Annotated in this window: 15 protein-coding genes; 5 read left to right on the top strand and 10 right to left on the bottom strand. The window is 72.2% G+C overall.

What is annotated here, in order from left to right; all coding sequences use genetic code 11:
* Positions 1 to 2: 2 nt before the first annotated feature.
* The 6 genes from V6D49_RS00690 to V6D49_RS00715 all read right to left on the bottom strand — a co-directional run bounded on the left by V6D49_RS00690 (position 3) and on the right by V6D49_RS00715 (position 7,447).
* The gene (locus tag V6D49_RS00690) at positions 3 to 854 is read right to left on the bottom strand and encodes an ATP-binding cassette domain-containing protein (RefSeq protein WP_340556140.1); all 852 of its coding nucleotides are present in this window, start codon (positions 852 to 854) and stop codon (positions 3 to 5) included.
* Positions 851 to 2,644 (bottom strand): dipeptide/oligopeptide/nickel ABC transporter permease/ATP-binding protein, encoded by a 1,794-nt coding sequence (locus tag V6D49_RS00695; protein WP_340556142.1) that lies wholly within the window; start codon positions 2,642 to 2,644, stop codon positions 851 to 853. Before V6D49_RS00695 ends, V6D49_RS00690 begins: the two co-directional genes overlap by 4 nt.
* Positions 2,641 to 3,582 (bottom strand): ABC transporter permease, encoded by a 942-nt coding sequence (locus V6D49_RS00700; protein WP_340556144.1) that lies wholly within the window; start codon positions 3,580 to 3,582, stop codon positions 2,641 to 2,643. The genes V6D49_RS00695 and V6D49_RS00700 overlap by 4 nt, the downstream gene beginning before the upstream one ends.
* A 63-nt stretch (positions 3,583 to 3,645) precedes the next feature.
* Positions 3,646 to 5,115, bottom strand: a complete 1,470-nt coding sequence (locus tag V6D49_RS00705; RefSeq protein ID WP_340556146.1) for an ABC transporter substrate-binding protein — start codon at positions 5,113 to 5,115, stop codon at positions 3,646 to 3,648.
* A gap of 293 nt (positions 5,116 to 5,408) precedes the next feature.
* Positions 5,409 to 6,407 (bottom strand): methyltransferase family protein, encoded by a 999-nt coding sequence (locus tag V6D49_RS00710; RefSeq protein ID WP_340556148.1) that lies wholly within the window; start codon positions 6,405 to 6,407, stop codon positions 5,409 to 5,411.
* A 71-nt stretch (positions 6,408 to 6,478) separates the two neighbouring features.
* Positions 6,479 to 7,447 (bottom strand): aldo/keto reductase, encoded by a 969-nt coding sequence (locus V6D49_RS00715; protein WP_340556150.1) that lies wholly within the window; start codon positions 7,445 to 7,447, stop codon positions 6,479 to 6,481.
* An 89-nt stretch (positions 7,448 to 7,536) separates the two neighbouring features.
* Here V6D49_RS00715 and V6D49_RS00720 point away from each other — a divergent pair, with 89 nt between their 5' ends.
* Positions 7,537 to 8,277, top strand: coding sequence for an SDR family NAD(P)-dependent oxidoreductase (locus V6D49_RS00720; RefSeq protein ID WP_340556152.1), 741 nt, complete (start codon positions 7,537 to 7,539; stop codon positions 8,275 to 8,277).
* Between the two features lie 57 nt (positions 8,278 to 8,334).
* On the opposite strand, the gene V6D49_RS00725 is transcribed toward V6D49_RS00720, so the two are convergent.
* Positions 8,335 to 9,738: an amidohydrolase gene (locus V6D49_RS00725; RefSeq protein ID WP_340556153.1), complete on the bottom strand. Its 1,404-nt coding sequence runs from the start codon at positions 9,736 to 9,738 to the stop codon at positions 8,335 to 8,337.
* A 101-nt stretch (positions 9,739 to 9,839) separates the two neighbouring features.
* Between V6D49_RS00725 and V6D49_RS00730 the strand changes: the two genes are divergently transcribed.
* The 4 genes from V6D49_RS00730 to V6D49_RS00745 are packed head-to-tail and all read left to right on the top strand — an operon-like array spanning position 9,840 to position 14,226.
* Positions 9,840 to 10,949 (top strand): zinc-binding dehydrogenase, encoded by a 1,110-nt coding sequence (locus V6D49_RS00730; protein WP_340556155.1) that lies wholly within the window; start codon positions 9,840 to 9,842, stop codon positions 10,947 to 10,949.
* Between the two features lie 24 nt (positions 10,950 to 10,973).
* Entirely contained in the window at positions 10,974 to 11,936 is a 963-nt protein-coding gene (locus V6D49_RS00735; RefSeq protein WP_340556156.1) for an aldo/keto reductase, read from the top strand.
* 2 nt (positions 11,937 to 11,938) lie between these two features.
* Positions 11,939 to 12,976 carry an alpha/beta hydrolase gene (locus tag V6D49_RS00740; protein WP_340556158.1) on the top strand — a complete coding sequence of 346 codons (1,038 nt, stop codon included), beginning with the start codon at positions 11,939 to 11,941 and terminating at the stop codon, positions 12,974 to 12,976.
* A 29-nt stretch (positions 12,977 to 13,005) separates the two neighbouring features.
* Positions 13,006 to 14,226, top strand: coding sequence for a multidrug effflux MFS transporter (locus V6D49_RS00745; RefSeq protein WP_340556159.1), 1,221 nt, complete (start codon positions 13,006 to 13,008; stop codon positions 14,224 to 14,226).
* 219 nt (positions 14,227 to 14,445) lie between these two features.
* Here the strand turns inward: V6D49_RS00745 and hpaD are convergent, their stop codons facing one another.
* From hpaD to dapA, 3 genes are read right to left on the bottom strand one after another with little or no spacing between them, the layout of a single operon-like run.
* Positions 14,446 to 15,471, bottom strand: a complete 1,026-nt coding sequence (gene hpaD / locus V6D49_RS00750; RefSeq protein WP_340556160.1) for a 3,4-dihydroxyphenylacetate 2,3-dioxygenase — start codon at positions 15,469 to 15,471, stop codon at positions 14,446 to 14,448.
* A gap of 20 nt (positions 15,472 to 15,491) precedes the next feature.
* Positions 15,492 to 16,991, bottom strand: a complete 1,500-nt coding sequence (hpaE, locus tag V6D49_RS00755) for a 5-carboxymethyl-2-hydroxymuconate semialdehyde dehydrogenase (RefSeq protein ID WP_340556161.1) — start codon at positions 16,989 to 16,991, stop codon at positions 15,492 to 15,494.
* Between the two features lie 24 nt (positions 16,992 to 17,015).
* A complete protein-coding gene (gene dapA, locus V6D49_RS00760) occupies positions 17,016 to 17,936 on the bottom strand; it encodes a 4-hydroxy-tetrahydrodipicolinate synthase (protein WP_340556163.1) in 921 nt (306 codons plus the stop codon).
* Between the last annotated feature and the right edge of the window lie 34 nt (positions 17,937 to 17,970).

The raw sequence follows: 17,970 nt of genomic DNA on the forward strand, positions 1-17,970 counted from the left end.
TCCTACGGTACTGGCGGACCGGCTGGTGAACGTAGCCCGAGCCGGCTGCGTCTGCGCTCGGCCTGGCGGGCCGGATCGGCGACCGGGGACGCGAGGAGCAGCCTGCGGGTGTAGGGGTGTTCGGGGTCGCGGGTGACTCTCTCGTTCGGCCCCGTCTCGACGCATGCGCCCTGGTACATCACCGAGACCCGGTGACAGATGCGGCGCACGACGCCCAGGTCGTGCGAGACGAAGAGGTAGGAGACGCCGGTCTCGCGCTGGATGTCGATGAACAGGTCGATCACGGCCGCCTGGGTGGTCAGGTCCAGCGCGCTGACGGGCTCGTCGCAGATGATGAGGCGGGGACGGCGCACGAGCGCGCGGGCGATCGCGATGCGCTGGCGCTGGCCCCCGGAGAACTCGCTGGGGTAGCGCGTCACGGTGTCGGCGGGGAGCCGCACGTGGTCGAGCATCTCGACCACCGTCGCCCGGGCGGCGGTCCTGCCGACGCCCGAGGCCGTCAGGGGCTCCGCGAGGATCTGACCGACGGTCATCGTCGGGTCCAGTGAACCGTAGGGGTCCTGGAAGACGACCTGGAGATCGGCGGCCAGGCGGCGCCGGGCGGCTCCCTTGAGGTGCGTGATGTCCTCGCCGTCGAAGCGGATGGTGCCCGAGGTGACCTCGGCGAGTCCGAGGATCGCCTTGCCGAGCGTCGACTTGCCAGATCCGCTCTCCCCGACCAGACCGACGCACTCCCCCGTCCCGATGGTCATCGAGACGCCCCCCAGCGCGCGGAAGGAGTGGCGTCCGCGCCGGTAGTCCACGACGAGGTCGGCCACGTCCAGCAGCGGGGCGTCGTTCACTTCCGTGGTCATGTGCGCACCGTCCGTCCGGCCTTGTTCCACGCCGCGTCGAGGTCGTCGCGGCTCTCGGTGTCGTCCAGCGAGGCCCGGATGAGCTCCGCCGTGTACGGGTCCGCGGGCTTGGCGAAGATGTCCGCCACCGCGCCCGTCTCGATGACCCGGCCGTGCCGCATCACCGCGACGCGGTCGCAGATGTCGGCGACCACGCCGAAGTTGTGCGTGACGATGACGAGTGCCATGCCGTACTCCTCCTGCAGTTCGCGCAGGAGCTCCAGGACCTCCGCCTGGACGGTGACGTCCAGCGCCGTCGTCGGCTCGTCGGCGACCAGGAGCTGCGGTTTGCCCGCGACGGCGCCGGCGATGAGGACGCGCTGCGCCATGCCGCCGGAGACCTGGTGCGGGTAGGAGGCCAGCACGCGGTCGGGGTCGTCGATGCCGACCCGCCGGAGGATCGAGCGGGCCCGGTCCCTCGCCTGCGCCTTGGTCAGCCGGTGCACGGAGCGCAGGGGCTCCATGAGCTGGTGGCCGATCGTGTAGCACGGGTCGAGGTTGCTCATCGGCTCCTGGGGGACGTAGCCCACGCGGGTGCCGAGCAGCGCGTGGCGCTTGGCGCGGGGAAGGTCTTCCACCGGCTCGCCGCCGATCCAGATGCCGTCCGCCGTGGTGTGGCCCTCGGCCGGGAGCAGGTCCAGCGCGGAGAAGACCGTCTGCGACTTGCCCGATCCGGATTCCCCGACGATGCCGAGCACCTCTCCGGGGGCGACGTCCAGACAGACGCCGCGTACCACCTGTTTGTCCCCGTGCGGCGTGCGGTAGGTGACGCGGAGGTTCTCGATCCGCAGCGCGCTCTCCTCGACGGGGTGCTCCAGCCGTCCGGTGGCCCGGGCCACCGCGACGTCGGGCGTCACGGCCTGCTTCCGGCGCCGGGAGACGGGCTCGGTCCGCACGCTGATCAGGTCGGCGAGGGTGGATCCCATGAACGCGAGGGCCGCGATCGTGAGGCCCAGCGCGGCCGAGGGCCACAGCAGGATCAGCGGGTGCGTGCCCATGGTCCGGAAGCCGTCGTTCATCATCTGGCCCCAGTCCGGGGTCGACGCGGTGCCGATGCCCAGGAACTGCAGGCCGGTCTGCATGCCCATCGCGACGCCCGCGGTGAGCGCGGACTGGATGACCACCGGCGCCTGCACGGCCCGGACCATGTGGGCGTGCAGGACGCGGGTGTGGGTCAGGCCCGCCACCCGGGCGGCGTCGACGTAGGGCTCCTTGCGCACGGCGAGCGCCCGGGAGCGCGAGATCCGGTAGTACCCGGGCGCCATGAACGCGCCCACCGTCATCATCAGCACCGTGAAGTCGGCCCCGGTGCCCGCGGCGACGATCAGCAGCACGATCATGCCGGGCACGGACTGGACGCCGTCGCTGATCGACGAGCAGATCCGGTCGGTGGGACCGCCGAAGTATCCGGCGGCCACTCCGGCGGGAACGCCGAGAAGGACGCCCACGAGGCAGGCGACGGCCGCTCCGTAGACGGTCGTGCGGGCGCCGTAGAGGAGCCGGCTGAAGATGTCCCGGCCGGCCGAGTCGCCACCCATCAGGTGGTCGGCGCTCGGCGGTGCCTGGGTGAGGGAGAAGTCGACGAGGTTGGGGTCGTGGGGGGCCAGCAGCGGCGCGAACAGCCCCGCCAGGACGATGAGCAGGAACACGGCCAGGGCCGTGACGCCGAGCGGGCGGCGCAGGAAGCGTGACCAGAGCCGCTGCTGCGCCGGAGCGCCGTCGCCGGGAGCCGGGTAGGAGGGGTCGGTCATATGTCGCGCACCTTCGGGTTGATCCACCCGAGCACGAGGTCGAGCAGGAAGTTGACGAGGACCACGAAGACGACCGTGACGGCGGTCAGTCCGAGCAGGATGGGGATGTCGCCGATCTGGGACGCCGACTGGGTGAGCTGGCCGATGCCCGGGAGGTTGAAGATGATCTCGACGACGATGGCTCCGCCCAGCAGTCCGACGAACATCACGGCGAGCACGGTGAGGGCCGCGGGCGAGGCGTTGCGCAGCACGTGCAGCGTCACCCGGCGCGGGGACAGTCCACGGGCCCGGAGCGTGCGGACGTAGTCCTGCTTGGTCACCTCGACGAAGCCGTTGCGGAGCTGCTCGGCGATCATGACGATCGCGCTGAGCGCCAGGGCGACGGCGGGCAGGGTGATGGAGCTGAGCCATCCGGACGCGGACTGCGTCAGCGGTACGTAGCCCACCGCGGGGAACCACTGCAGCCTGACCGCGAACAGCATGACGAGCACGAGGCTGACCCAGAAGCCCGGGAGGGCGAACAGGACGACCGAGGCGAGCTTGAGGACGCGGGCGAGGGCGCCGCCGGGGTGCAGCCCGGTCGCGACGCCGACGGCGAGGCCGAGGACGGCCGCCAGGACCGTGGCGGCGATCACGACGGACAGGGTGACCGGGACGCGCAGGGCGATCTGGTCCGAGACGGGCTGGAAGTTGCGCCACGACGTCCCGAAGTCGCCGCGCAGGGCGTGCGAGAACCAGTCCCAGAACTGCACGAAGAGCGGACGGTCCAGGCCGAGCTTCTCGTGCAGGGCGGCCCGCTGGGCGGGGGTGGCGCTGTTGCCGAGCAGGCCGGCGGTGGGGTCGCCGATGGCCAGGTGTGCCAGGAAGAAGGTGGCGGACGTGACGATCAACAGGAGGGCGACTCCTGCCATCAGCCGCCGGATCGTGAATCTGAACATGGTGGGAGACCCCTCTGGGGGCCGGGGCCGTCCGCTGGCGGACGGCCCCGGCCGGGACGGGAACTAGCCGCGCTGGATGAATCGGAGGGTCGGGAACATCATTCCGGTGATGGGCGTCACCGTGATGTCCTCAACGCTGAAGTAGGTGTTGTCGGCCTGGTACCAGACGCTCTGCCAGGCCTGTTCGGTGATCTCTTCGTTGAGCTCGCGGATCAGGGGCAGCTGCTCCTCCCCGGTCACGTCGAGCGCCTCGTCGATGAGCTTCTGGACCTCGGGGAACTCCTGCGTCGAGGGGTTCGGGTTGAACCACTGCTCCGAGACGATCCGGCCGTCCATCGAGGCCGCGGGGTTGGAGTCCAGGGCCAGCACGGCCACGAACATCGGGTAGGTGGCGGCGTTCTTCTGGTAGTCGGCCGGGGACAGGTCCTTCCAGGTGACCTTGATGCCGAGCTCGCCCAGGGTCTGCTCGACGGACGGCTGCCACGGCTGGAAGATCGACGACATCGGCATCGTCACCTCGAAGCCGTCCGCGTAGCCGGCGTCGGCCATGAGTTCCTTGGCCTTGTCCATGTCGTGCGCGTACCGGTCGTCGAGTGAGGGGTCGTGCACGGGTCCGCCGGCGGGGAAGACCTGGTTGGTCGCGGAGCCGGCGCCCTGGCCGACGGACTCCAGCATGGCCGCGCCGTCGAAGGCGTGGTTGACGGCCCGGCGCACCCGGACGTCACCGAGCGGCTTGAGCCGCTCGCCGGTGCGGTCGGTGAACTGGATGCCCACCCAGGTGGCGACGTCGGCCGCGACGTTCCACCCGCGCTCCTTGGCACGGGGGATGTCGGTGGCGTTGGCGTAGGCGACGTCGAGCTGGCCGGAGAGCATGGCGTTGAAGCTCGCCGTCGGGTCCGCGATGGGCAGGACGTGCAGGGTGCCGAACGGGTAGGTCTGGTCGTCCCAGTGCTCGGGCCGCTTGGTGAAGACGTACTCGGAACCGGGTGTGGAGGTGTTCGACTCGTAGGTGTAGGGACCGGAGCCGACGGGCTGGGTGGCCAGCGTCTCGGCCTTGATCGCGGCGGGGGAGGCGATCCAGCTGCGGCCCAGCCCCATGTAGTACAGCAGGGCCTCGTCCTTCTGCTTCAGGTGCAGCGCGATGGTGTCCTCGTCCACCTCCTCGAACCGCTCGACGTTGGCGTAGGTGGCGCCGGAGCGGACACCGGCCTTGAGGTGTTCGAGGTTCTGCACGGCGGCGGCCGCGTCGAAGACCTCGCCGTCGCTGAACGTGACGTCCTCGCGCAGCTCCATGGTGAGCTTCAGGCGGTCCGCCGAGTACTTCCACGACATGGCGAGCCCGGGAACGGGGTCGGAGTCCTCGTTCAGGGAGACCAGCGGGTCGTAGACGGCCGACAGGTAGGGACCGTCGAAACCGATGTCGGCCTGCGCCGGGTCCCAGGACGTGACGTCGAGCAGGGTACCGATCTTGATATCGTCGTCGGAGCCGGTGCCACCGTCGGAGGGGGCAGTCGTGTTGGTACACGCGGCCATCGCGAATGCGGCGACCGCTGCGAGTGTGACTCTCCAGATTCTCTTCATGGAATCTTCTCTCGAGTATGAGGGGCGCTGGTGCCGGATCGACGGGGAGAGGAAACCGCCTTTCCTCTCCCCGTCACAGCCTTCGGCCCGCGGGGTGAGAGTGGCGCGTACGCGGGGGTTCATCCACACGCCACCTCCCGCGTCGTGGCCGTTAGTCTACGGTCGTCGGCGAAAAAGGCAATGGGCCCGCCTCGCCGAAATCAACCGGTGACCGAAAGGCGCTCCGGCCGCGACCGGGGCGCTGGTCAGACGGCCTCCGCCACGACGACGCGGGGACTTCCCGGCAGCGCGATCACCTCGCGCCGGCGCCATCCGGACGCCTCCAGCCACGCCGTGACCTCGGACTCCGGGTAGACGACCGTGCCGTCGATGACGAAGTACTCACCGGCGTGCAGGGCGTCGATGGAGCGCTGACGGTCGTCGTCGTCCAGCAGGAAGTCCAGCAGCAGCAGCGTCGCGCCGGTGCGGGCGGCGTCCCGGGCGCCGGCGAGGATGGCGCGGTTCTGCTCGGCGGTGAACCGGTGGATGACGTGGTTGACCATGACGAGGTCGTGCTCCCCACCGGGCCGGGCCGTCTCGGTCGGCGCGGGCTCGATCGTCGCGCGGCCGGCGAGCCCCGCCGCGTCGAGCGCCTGGTTCAGGGAGTCCGTGGAGGCCGGGTCGAAGACGAAACGGGCCGAGAGGGCGGGGTTGGCCCGCAGCGCGTGGAGGGCGAACTCCGGCGAGAGCCCGCCGAGGTCGAGCAGGTCCCGGTAGGGGCCGAAGTCGAAGGCCCGGGCGAGCATGGCGGCGTGCAGCGCGTTGTAGCGCATGACCCCGGCCATGAAGGCCTTCCAGCGCTCCTCGTTCATCTCCAGCTCACCGGGCTTCGTCGCGTCGACGGTGGCGTCGAACTGGAGCCAGTGCCCGTAGCTGATCTCGTTGAGGAAGGCGAGGAAGGGGTGCAGATCGAGGTCGCCGTCGCCACCGAGGTAGGCGGCGGCGTCCGGGGCGAGCCCGTACCGCCCGTCGCGGCGCTCCAGCAGCCCCAGTCCGTTCATGGCGTCGGCCAGGACGCGCACCATCTGCTCGCTGACGCCGGTCGCCTTGGCCAGGGCGGTCACGTCGCGCTCGCCCTCGGCGAGGGCGCGGAAGACCCCGGTGCGGGCGGCGGCGAAGAGCTGCTTGGCCCCCATGTAGCCGATCGCGATGTCGACGATGCGGTCGGGCGTCTGGGGCGTGGCCGGCGTGGCGGATGTGGTCATGTGATCCTCCTGAAGGGTTGTCGTATGGTGCGCGTGCGGCCCTGCGGCCGCTCGCGGGGTGTCGGACCGGCTCACCAGGTGCCGTCCGCGGCGACGTCGCGGTCGAGCCACAGATAGGCCGTGGCCTCCCGCAGCACTTGCGCCCCCACCCGTTCGAGCAGCGCGATCGCGCCGACGTTGTCCTCGAGCTGGGCCTGCCGGGACACACCGACGAGGACGTTCGCGGTGGCGGGGTTGGCGAGGCAGAAGGCGATGCCCAGCTGGGCGGGCGTCGCCTCGAAACTCTCGGCCAGCCGTCGCACCTCGCCGTAGGACGCGGCGATGCGTTCACGGATGCCACCGACGTCCGCGCCGATCTTGCGGCCCGGACGGAGGTTGCCCACCAGGACTCCGCCCTCGAAGACGTCGGAGGCCTGGAGGGCGAGCTCGCCGGAGTCGAACAGGGGCGCGTAGTAGCGCCCCTCCGCCATGGACCGGCGGACCAGCCCGTACTTGAGCTGGGCGAACGACGGTGGCACGAGCCCGCGTTCCCGGGCGACGTCGATCGCCGCCCGCAGGTCGGCGAAGCGCCAGTTGTTGACGCCCCAGGTGGTGAAGCGCCCGGCGTCGATCTGCTCGGCGACGTCGGTGACGACCCGCTCGACGTCGATGTCGTCGAGGTAGTCGCCGACGACCACCATGTCGGCGCTCTCGACGCCGACGCGCTCCAGCGACGTCTCCATCTGCCGGGTGAAACCCGTGGCGGGGTAGTCCCAGAGCCAGAGCTTGCCGCAGAACCGCCAGTCGGCGCGCGCGAGCCCGGCCTCCCGCACCGCGCGCCCGAAGATCAGGTCCGTGCGGGCGTTCTCGGCGTGCGGGCCCATGTTGTAGTGCGCGACGTCGAAGAACGCGCAGCCGAGCTCGGCGGCCCGCGCCACCAGCCTGACCGCGTCGTCGAACTCCATGCGGTCCCAGGTGTTCCAGGACCCGAGGGACACCACCGGGACGTCGGGGCCGCCTGGCCCCAGTCGGCGGCGGGGAATGGGTTGTGCAGTGCTCAAAGCTCCTCCCGGAAGCCTCGGCTTTTTTGTCTACGCTTGTATACTATACCGCTGACCGTGACATGGGTCACGGCTTGAGGGAGGCGACCATGCAGGAAGCACGCACCGTGCTCGTCACCGGTGGAGCGGGCGGGATCGGCCGCGCCGTGGCCGCGGCCTTCGCGGCCGCGGGCGACACCGTGGTGATCGCGGACCGGGACGCACAGCGCGTCCGGGAGACGGCCGAGGCCCTGGGCGTCGCGGGACAGGTTCTCGACATCACGGACGAGCCCTCCATCGCCCGCGGGCTCGACGCGGTGGAGCAGGAGCTCGGGCCGGTCGGGGTGCTCGTGAACAACGCGGGACTGCTCACGGTCCACGGCGCGCTCCTGGACCTGTCCGGCGCCGATCTGGAGACCGTGCTGCACACCAATGTCGTGGGCACGTTCCTGATGACCCAGCACGTCGCGCGCCGGATGGTCGGTCACGGCGCGGCCGGGGTGATCGTCAACGTCTCCTCGATCGGCGGTCGGCAGCCGACGCCGGGCATGGGCGGCTACGAGAGCAGCAAGGCGGCCGTGGACGCGCTCACCCGGTGGGCCGCGATCGAGCTGGCCGAGCACGGCATCCGCGTCAACGCCGTGGCGCCCGGCCCCGTGTTGACCGAGATGCTGGCCGTCGGCATGCCCGAGGGCTCGCCGCAGCGTCGGGCCTGGGAGGACCGCATCCCCCTGCGCCGCCTCGCCTCGGTGGACGACGTCGCGGCGGCGGCCGTCTTCCTCGCCGGCCCGGGGGCCGGGCACGTCACCGGAACGAGCCTGCCGGTGGACGGCGGTCAGCTGCTCACCTGAGGGCGCCGGGGCCGGGGCCCGCCGCCGCCACCGGGCGCGGGCTCCGGCCGGGTGCCGTCACACGGCCTTCGACGCCTCGACCCGCGCCCGGTGCTCGTAGACGACCCTCCCGTCCACCACGGTCAGTTCGACGCCGACGTCGGGCAGTTCGGCGGGGGTCACGCCGAACGGATCGGCCTCCAGGACGCACAGGTCGGCGGCCATCCCCGGGGCGAGCGTCCCCTTCCACGACGCGGCGTGGTCCTGCCGGGCGGGCTCCACGGTGTAGCAGCGCAGCAGCCGGGCCATCCGTCGCCCGGGGTCGGACGCGGGCCCCATCCACGCGTCGGCGGCGGCGATCTGGCGCCGCCAGTCCGGGGAGAGCACGGGCGCGTCGGAGGTCAGGCACAGGGGGACCTCCGCGTCGAGCGCCGCCCCCAGCGGCCACGCGGCCGCCGCCGAGCCGGGGCCGAGAGCCTCGTCCACCATCCCCCGGGTCAGCAGCGCGATCTCCGGCTGCATGTCCAGCCCCACGCCGAGCGCGGCCATACGGCGCAGCTGGGATCCGGTGACCAGGTCGCCGTGGATGATGTAGTGGCCGAGGTCCACGTCGTGCTCGGCCCGGGCCGCCTCGAAGGCGTCGAGGGCGACCTGGACGGACCGGTCACCGGTGGCGTGCACCCCCACCTGCCGGTCCGCACGGTGCGCGGCGAGGATCATGCGCGTCAGGTTCGCCTCGCGGTCGGCGTCGTCGTCACCGGCCACCAGGAGGGCGGAGCGGCCGCCGTCGGCGTAGCAGTGGTGCGTGTACGCGGACCGCATCGGCGGTATGCCGTCGGCGAATATCTTGACCCCGGCGAAACGCAGCCACCGCGGGTCGCTCGTCGCGCCGTCGGTGGCGGCCATGCCGGTCAGGAAGCCGCCCAACTCGCTCGGGCCGTCGAGTTCGCCGTAGAGCCACAGCACCGTGACCCTGGAGCGCAGCAGACCCTCGGCCGCCAGGGCGCGGTACTGCGCCGCGACGGAGGTGCCGAACGCCCCGGTCTCCCCGTGGTCCTCGCCCGGGCCGAGGCCGGGCTCGGTGTAACTGGTGATGCCGAGGGAGGAGAGCAGCTCACCGGCGCGCAGGATCGCGTGCCGCCGCTGCGCGTCGTCGGTCAGGGGACGCAGCGGCGCGGGGCCGGCGCCACCGAGCTCACCGAAGAGCGTGTGCGGCCAGAGGGCGCCGAGCCACGTGGCGTGCAGATGGGCGTCGTTGATGCCCGGCAGGACCGCGCGCCCGGCGAGTTCGACGACCTCGGTCGAGGCGTCGGCGAGCGCGAGCACCTCCCGGTCGTCACCGACGCGCACGACGAGCCCGTCACGCAGCGCGATGGCGGTGGCGCCCGGTTTCCCGCCGTCCGGGGCCATGGTGTGGACGACGCCGCCCCGCAGGATCAGGTCGGCCGATGCAGATGGGGTGACGCCGTCGGCTGTGCGCACGGGGGCTCCTCGCGGCTCTCAGGGTCTCGACATTTGAGTCAACGTCCGTAGACTAACCCATCGTCGAGCCTCAGAAACCGCTCGATACCGAAGGAGTTCCGATGGACATCCCCTCCTCGACACGCGCGGCCGTCCTCACCGCACACGGGTCCGCGCTCGAGCTGATCGACCTACCGCTGCCGGTGCGGCCGGAACCGGGAGCCGCCCTCGTGCGCATCCTGTGCACCACGCTCTGCGGCACGGACATCGAGATCTGGTCGGGGAAGATGAGCTTCCCCGGCATGCTGCCGATGGTGCTCGGCCACGAGATGGTCGGCGAGATCGTCGCCGTCGGTGACGACACCAGGGACGCGCTCGGTCGCGACCTGGCCGTCGGCGACCGGATCGGCTGGTCGGAGTCGACCTGCGGCGCGTGCCACGGCTGCGCCGTCCTGCGGGAGCCGGTCGCCTGCTCCCACCGGGGCTACGGCTTCCTGCAACGGTCCGACGCCCCGCCCTACGCGACGGCGGGCCTGAGCGAGTACGCCTACGTGGTGCCGCACGCGGCCAAGCTCCTGCTCCCCGAGGCGGTTCCCGACACCTGGGCCGCGATGGCCGGGTGCGCGGCGAAGACCGTGCTGCGGGCCTTCTCCCGGGTCGGCGGCGTACGCCCCGGTTCCCGCGTCGTCGTCCAGGGTTCGGGCGCGCTCGGACTCTTCGCCACGGCGGTGGCCCATCTCAGCGGCGCGGGGAAGGTGATCACGGTCGGTGCGCCGCCCGCCCGCCTCGCCCTGGCGCGGGAGTTCGGCGCCGACGCGACGGTGGACATCGCCGAGGGCTCCGAGGCGACGGTGGCCGGGGTGCGGGAACTCACCGGCGGCCACGGCGCGGACCTGGTGCTCGACTTCGCGGGCGCCCCCTCCGTCGGCCGGGAGGCGGTGGAGATGGCGGCCCAGCGCGGCCGCGTCGTCATCGTGGGCAGCACCGGGCCCGGCTCCGAGGCCCTCGCCCTCGGCACGGTGATGGGCAAGGAGCTGAGCATCGTCGGTTCGCTCAACGGCGACATCGCCGACTACCACGACGCCATCGCGTTCTTCACCTCCTTCCCCGAACGCATGCCCTGGGACCGGCTCTTCGGTCCCCGCGTCCCTCTGGCGGAGGCCTCGGCCCGCATCACCGCGATGAGCCGGCACGAGGAGATCAAGGCCGTCATCGACCCCCGGCTCACCTGAACGTCCCCCGGAAAGGAACCTCCCGTGACCACCGCAGTACTCCCCCGGCGCCGTATCGGCACGAGCGAACTCGAAGCCTCCGCCCTGTCCCTGGGCTCCTGGCACACCTTCGACCGGATGGACTTCGCCGACGCCGTCACCATGGTCCGCCACGCCCTGGACCAGGGCGTCAACCTCTTCGACGTGGGCGTCTACGGCATGCCCGGAAAGCCCCCGGTCTTCACCGACGTGCTGTGGGGCGCCATCATGCGCGCCGCCGCCGTCCCCCGTGACTCCTACCTCGCCTCGGTGAAGCTGTGGATCGAGGCCTTCGACGGCGAGGGCTTCGCCCCCCAGCTGAAGAACGCGTTCCTGCGGACCGGGCTCGACCACGCCGACCTGGTGATCCTCGGAGACCTGCGGCGCGAGGACGTCACGCTGGAGGACCTGGTCGGCGACCTCAGCGCTCTCACCGAGGCCGGACTGATCCGCGCCTGGGGCGTGAACAACTGGTCGGCGGGGAACATCCACGCTCTGCGCCGCATCGCCGCCGCACGCGGCGTGCCCGGCCCGCAGATCGCGCAGCTGAAGTACAGCCTGGCGCGCCGGGCCATCCCCGACGGGAAGCCGTTCGCCGAACTGTTCGCCGCCGGGCTGAGCATGCAGTCCTCCGACGTCCTGGAGGGCGGCATCCTCGCCGGGCGCACCTCACCGGAGCGGGAGATCGGGCGCGACCCCGGGTCCGTGCGGGACGCCATCATCGCCACCGTGCCCGGCATCACCGAGCTCGCCGGTGAGCTGGACACGACGCCCGCGCAGCTCGCCGTCGCGTTCACGCTCACCCACCCCGCCAACGCCACGACGCTCGTCGGCGCGACCCGGCTGGAGCAGGTGCGGCAGAACATCGCCGCCCTGGACCTGGTCGACCGCGTCGGCGCCGAGCACCTCCGTTCCCTCGTCGAGCCGTTCTGGGTCGACCGGGGCATCGTCGACCCGGAAGGCCCCTGACCGTGACCGCACAGCACAACACAGCCGACCCGGCCGGGCGGACGTCGTCCGGTCGCGGACCGCTGCCCGTCCCCTACGACCCGGAGCTCGAACCCGGCCTGGCGGCCTGCCGCAGCCTCATCGAACGCATCCCGCTGCGCGCGGACACGATCCTCGCCAACCGTGCGCACTTCGCCACGCTCGTGCCCCCCGTCGAGGCGGCGATCGGGACGCAACCGGTGGTGTTCGAGCACCTCACCGTGCCGGGACCGGCGGGCGCGCCGGACCTGGAGCTGACGGTCCTCCGACCGCGCGGAGGCGCCCGTGACGCGCCCGGCGTCTACGGCATCCACGGTGGCGGGATGGTGCTCGGCAACCGGTTCTTCGGCATCGGCGGACTGGTCGAGGACGTGGTGAGGTTCGGCGCCGTCGCCGTGACCGTCGAGTACCGCCTCGCCCCCGAGCACCCCGCCCCGGCCCCCGCCGAGGACTGCTACGCGGGACTGGTCTGGTTCGCCGAGAACGCCGCCTCGCTCGGCGTCGACCCCGCGCGCATCCTCGTCAGCGGCGCCAGCGCGGGCGGCGGCCTCAGTGCCGCCGTCGCGCTGATGGCCCGCGACCGCGGCGGTCCGGCGCTCGCCGGGCAGATCCTGGACTGCCCGATGATCGACGACCGCAACACCACCGTGTCGAGCCACCAGTACGACGGCATCGGCATCTGGGACCGCAGGACCAACGACACCGGCTGGGACGCGCTGCTGGGCCCGGACCGGGGCACCGACGCCGTCTCCCCCTACGCGGCGCCCTCCCGCGCCCGTGACCTGTCCGGCCTCCCGCCGGCCTACGTCTCCGTCGGCGCGGCCGAGGTGTTCCGCGACGAGGCCGTCGACTACGCCACCCGGATCTGGGCGACCGGCGGGCAGGCCGAACTGCAGGTGTGGGCCGGCGGCTACCACGGTTTCTCGGGGTTCTCCCCGGACACCGAGGTCTCCCGGGCCGCCGTGGCCGCACGGGAGTCGTGGATGCGGCGCGTCCTCGGCGCCACCGGCCGGTCCGGATGACGCCGTCCACGGCGCGGGGCGCGCGGGTCATGAGCGCGCGCCGCGCCGCGTTCGTCCTGGGGTCGATGGAGGTGTTCGGACCGCTCTCGATGGACCTGTCCATGCCGCTGCTGCCCCAGCTCGCCCGGGATCTGGACACCAGCGACAGCCTCGCCCAGGCGTCGATGTCGGTGTGCATGCTCGGGCTCGCCTTCGGCCAGCTCGTGGCGGGGCCGCTCAGCGACCGGCTGGGCCGGCGGCGGCCGCTGATGTGGGGGGTCGCCCTCTTCACGGTGTTCTCGCTGCTGTGCGCGTTCGCCCCCTCCATCGAGGTCCTGCTCGTGATGCGGTTCCTGCAGGGTGTCACCGGGTCGGCGGGCGTCGTCATCGCCCTCGCCGCCGCCCGCGACATCACCTCGGGGATCGAGCTCGCGCGGCTGCTGAGCCTGCTCGCCCTCGTCGGGGCGCTGGCCCCGGTGCTGGCGCCGGTCGCGGGCGGGCAGCTCGCCGCGGTGCTGGACTGGCGTGGACTGTTCGTCGTCCTCGCCGCCGTGGGTGTCCTGCTGCTGGTCGTCGTCTGCACCCTGCTGCCGGAGACCCTCGCGCCGGAACGGCGGCACGCGGGCGGGTTCGCCGAGACCGGGAAACGTTTCGGCACCGTGCTGCGCGACCGGCTGTTCGTCTGCTACCTGCTGGTGGGAGCCTGCACGGGCACGGCGTTCTTCACCTACCTGGCGTCCATCAGCTTCGTGCTCCAGGACGGCTACCACCTCAGCCCGCAGGCGTTCAGCCTCGTCTTCGCGGTGAACGCGGTGGTCGCGATGCTCGGCGCGCTGGTCAACCGGGGTGTCGTGCGCCGGGCGGGCCCCGCGCGGATGTACGTCGTGGGCACGACCGCGACCGCCGTGGCCGCCGTGGGTCTGCTGCTCACGGTGCTCGGCGGGTTCGGCCTGGCCGCGCTGCTCGTCGTGCTGGCGCTGGTGCTGTTCTGCTACGGCGTGATCACGCCGAACGCCTCCTCGCTCGCGCTCGGCGGGCACGGGGAACGCGCCGGGACCGCGGCGGCCCTGCTCGGCATGTCGACCTTCGCCGTCGGCCCCCTCGTGGCCCCCCTCGTGGCGCTCGGCGGAGCGAGCGGCCTGACGCTGTCCCTGACCATGGCCGTCGCCGCCTCGGTCGCGTGCCTGCTGGTGTGGGGCGCCGTCCGGCCCCGGCTGCGCCGGTCGGCCACGGCACCCCCCGCCGACGCGCGCCAGGGCGCTCCGCACTGACGTGCGGGCCCGTGGCGGGCCCGTCCCCCCCTCCCACGCGCTGCCGCCGGCGATCACCGCCGGCGGCAGCGCCGTGTCGCGTCCGCTTCCGCGTGCGGGGACGGTGGGCGTGATCGCCCGGACTCCGCGCGGGGGCGATCACGCGGACACGGTGAAGCGCCGGACCGCGTCGCGGTCCGGCGCTTCGACGGAAGGGGCGTGGGCCCCTGCGGTGGTGCCTCAGCCGTCCTTCCGGCCCGGCTCGACGATGCCCAGACCGTCCGCGCCGACCTGGACGGCCGACTCGTCCAGCACCGCGTCGACGACCGGCTGCGGGCGGCCGTCGAGGTCGAGGACCGGGGATGCCTCCTTGTACCAGGACTCGATCACCGCGTTGCCCCAGAAGTCGCGGCGGCGGTCGTCGCGCACGTTCCAGCGGTACGTCTCGTGGTCGGGGTCTCCGGTGTAGTAGTCGGAGGTGTAGATCTCCACCCGGTGGCCGTCGGGGTCACGCAGGTAGAGGTAGAAGGCGTTGGAGACGCCGTGCCGGCCGGGGCCGCGCTCGATGTGGTGCTCCTGGCGCTGGGAGCCGAAGAGGTCGGCGGTGCGCAGCACCTGGTGCGACTCGTGCGTGGCCACGCCGACGTGGTGCAGCCGGGGCCCGGCGCCGCCGGTGAAGGCGACGTCGTGCACGGTCTGCTTGCGGTACATCCAGGCCGCGTAGAGCTCGTGCTCGTCGCCCTCGATCGTCTCCGAGCAGCCGAACCCGAGCGCCTCGTAGTGGGCGTAGGCGGCGGGGATGTCGGGGGTGCAGATGTTGAAGTGGTCCAGCCGCGCGATCTCGGCGCCCCGGCGCAGGTCGTAGCGCTGGATGTGGCGCTCGGCGCGTTCGATGTCGTGGAAGAACTCCACGGGGAAGCCGAGCGGGTCGATGACCCGGACGGCGTCCCCGACGCCCGGCGTCCCGGTGCCCTTCGGCACGCGGCGGACGGGCAGGCCGAGGGCGGAGAAGTACGCCTCGGCGCGATCGACGTCCTCGCCGGTGCGGACCCGGTAGGAGAGGTGGTCCAGGGCCGCCGTCTCCCCCTGGCGCAGCACGAGGGAGTGGTGGGTGAGCTCGTCGGTGCCCCGCAGGCAGATCACGGACGCGTCCTCGTACTGGACGTGGAATCCGAGCATGTCGCACCAGAACCAGCGGGCCCGGGCCAGGTCGGTGACGACCAGCTGGGCGTAGGCGGAGCGGACGACGTCGGGAGCGGTAGTCATGGGTGGTGACTCCTTAACGGTCAGGACACACCGAATCGGGGCGTGTGGGCCTCGCCGAGCATCACGTGGACAATCTTCGATTCGGTGTAGAAATCGATACTATGTGCTCCACCCTCGCGGCCGAGGCCGGAGGACTTCACGCCGCCGAAGGGCGTGCGGAGGTCGCGGACGTTGTGCGAGTTGATCCAGACCATGCCGGACTCCACCGCGTGGGCGACGCGGTGCCCGCGCTTGAGGTCGGACGTCCACACGTAGGCCGCCAGGCCGAACTCGGTCGCGTTCGCGAGCTCGACGGCCTCGGCCTCGTCGTCGAAGGGGGCGACGGCCACGACCGGCCCGAAGATCTCCTCCTGGAAGATGCGGGCGTCGCGGGGGACGTCGGCGAAGACGGTCGGCTGGAGGTAGTTCCCCTCCGCCAGGTGCGCGGGACGGGCACCGCCCGCCACCAGCTTGGCCTCCCGCTGCCCGATCTCGACGTAGTCGAGCACCCGCGCGTAGTGCTCGGCGTGCACCAGTGCCCCCACCTCGGTGGCCGGGTCGGCGGGCGGTCCGACCGTGACGCGTTCGGCACGCTCGGCCAGTCGCCGGGTGAACTCCTCGTACACCGGGCGCTCGACCAGGACGCGGGAGCCCGCCGTGCAGCGTTCCCCGTTGAGCGAGAAGACGCCGAAGACGACCGAGTCCAGCGCCGCGTCGAGGTCGGCGTCGGCGAAGAGCACGACCGGCGACTTGCCGCCCAGCTCCATCGACGTCGTCTTCAGATGCGCCGCGGAGCTGCGGACGATGTGCCGCCCGGTGTCCGTGGAGCCGGTGAAGGAGATCAGCGGCACCCCCGGGTGGTCGACGAGGGCCTGTCCCGCCCGCTCACCGAAACCGTGGACGATGTTGACCGCTCCGGCCGGCACGCCCGCCTCGGTGAGGATCTCGGGCCACAGGCTCGCCGACAGCGGGGTCCACTCGGCGGGCTTGAGGACGAGCGTGCACCCGGAGGCGAGCGCCGGAGCCAGCTTCCAGCTCTCCAGCATGAACGGTGTGTTCCAGGGGGTGATGAGGCCCGCGACCCCGACGGGGCTGCGGACGACGTAGTTGATCTGCTGGTCGCCCGCCCGGAACGCCTCCTCGCCGAGCGCGACGATGACGTCGGCGAAGTAGCGGAAGTTCTCGGCCGCCCGTCGGGCCTGGCCCCTGGCCTGGGTGATGGGCAGCCCGGAGTCGAAGGTCTCCAGCGCGGCCAGCCGCTCCTCGCGGGCCTCGACGGCGTCGGCGATGCGGTACAGGACGCGGGCGCGCTCGCGGTTGGCCAGCGTGGACCAGCCGGGGAAGGCGGCCCGGGCCGCCGCCACGGCGCGGTCGACGTCCTCGGGGCCGCCGGCGGCCGCCGTGGCGTAGGGCGTGTTGGAGACGGGGTCGTGGACGGGGAAGGTCGCTCCGTCGGCGCTGTCGAGGAGCTCGCCCCCGATCCAGTGCCGGATCGTCTCGGGCAGGTCGGCGGGGCGACCCGTGGTCAGCTTCGTGGACATGGCATCTCTTCCGTTCGGGGGAGGTCAGAGCTGCTGGGTGAGGTCGCCGCCCTCGGCGAGCAGCTCACGGATGCGGGCCAGGCCGGACTCGGTGGGCGTCGTCAGGGGCGGGCGCACATGGCCCGAGGCGATCCGGCCCTGCTGCTCCAGGACCCACTTGGCGGGCGCCGGGTTGGTCTCGACGAACAGCAGGTCGACGAGCGGGTGCAGCCGGTAGTGCAGGTCACGTGCGGCGTCGAAGTCGCCGGCCTCCCACAGCTCGTACATGCGGGCCACCGCGCCCGGCGCCAGGTTGGCCACCGCCGAGACGAACCCGGCACCGCCGAGGGCGAGCAACGGGAGGCACAGCAGCTCGATCCCGGACCACACCAGCAGCTCGCGGCCGCAGGCGTGCAGAACCCGGGAGAAGTGCTCGAAGTCCTTGGTCGTCTCCTTGACACCGACGAAGTTGTCGAAGTCGGTGAACAGGCGCCGGACCGTCTCCGGGGCGATGTCGACGGCGGTGCGGGAGGGCACGTTGTAGGCGACGACGGGCAGGTCGGGGAACTCGCGGGCCACCGTCGCGTACCACCGGTACAGCGCCTCCTGGGTGGGGCGCGCGTAGTACGGGGTGATGACCAGGGCGGCGTCGGCCCCCGCGTCCCGCGCGGCGGCGGTGATCTCCAGGGTCTCGTCCAGCTTGTGCGAGCCGGTCCCGGGCAGGAACGGGACCCGGTCGCCGATCTCCTCGGCGGCGGTCCGCAGGGCGGCGATACGTTCCGCGGCGGACTGCGCCGCGGGCTCGCCGGTGGAACCGCCCAGGGAGATGCCGTGCGAGCCGGACTCCAGCTGCCAGCGGATCAGTCCCCGCAGGCTGTCGTGGTCGACCGCACCCTCCTCGGTGAAGGGGGTGATGACGGGGGCGATGGACCCGCGGATCGAGGCGGGGTCGGTGCGGAACTTCATGGCTGGCTCCGTGGGTGAAGGGGTGCGGGCGGGG

The sequence above is a fragment of the Streptomyces sp. GSL17-111 genome, assembly GCF_037911585.1.
In the GTDB taxonomy this organism is placed as follows: domain Bacteria; phylum Actinomycetota; class Actinomycetes; order Streptomycetales; family Streptomycetaceae; genus Streptomyces.

Excerpts from the sequence above, each read along its gene's own strand:
- V6D49_RS00690 (WP_340556140.1), bottom strand. The coding sequence starts at position 854 with ATGACCACGGAAGTGAACGACGCCCCGCTGCTGGACGTGGCCGACCTC.
- V6D49_RS00695 (WP_340556142.1), bottom strand. The coding sequence starts at position 2,644 with ATGACCGACCCCTCCTACCCGGCTCCCGGCGACGGCGCTCCGGCGCAG.
- V6D49_RS00700 (WP_340556144.1), bottom strand. The coding sequence starts at position 3,582 with ATGTTCAGATTCACGATCCGGCGGCTGATGGCAGGAGTCGCCCTCCTG.
- V6D49_RS00705 (WP_340556146.1), bottom strand. The coding sequence starts at position 5,115 with ATGGCCGCGTGTACCAACACGACTGCCCCCTCCGACGGTGGCACCGGC.
- V6D49_RS00710 (WP_340556148.1), bottom strand. The coding sequence starts at position 6,407 with ATGACCACATCCGCCACGCCGGCCACGCCCCAGACGCCCGACCGCATC.
- V6D49_RS00720 (WP_340556152.1), top strand. The coding sequence starts at position 7,537 with ATGCAGGAAGCACGCACCGTGCTCGTCACCGGTGGAGCGGGCGGGATC.
- V6D49_RS00730 (WP_340556155.1), top strand. The coding sequence starts at position 9,840 with ATGGACATCCCCTCCTCGACACGCGCGGCCGTCCTCACCGCACACGGG.
- V6D49_RS00745 (WP_340556159.1), top strand. The coding sequence starts at position 13,006 with ATGAGCGCGCGCCGCGCCGCGTTCGTCCTGGGGTCGATGGAGGTGTTC.
- hpaD (WP_340556160.1), bottom strand. The coding sequence starts at position 15,471 with ATGACTACCGCTCCCGACGTCGTCCGCTCCGCCTACGCCCAGCTGGTC.
- hpaE (WP_340556161.1), bottom strand. The coding sequence starts at position 16,991 with ATGTCCACGAAGCTGACCACGGGTCGCCCCGCCGACCTGCCCGAGACG.
- dapA (WP_340556163.1), bottom strand. The coding sequence starts at position 17,936 with ATGAAGTTCCGCACCGACCCCGCCTCGATCCGCGGGTCCATCGCCCCC.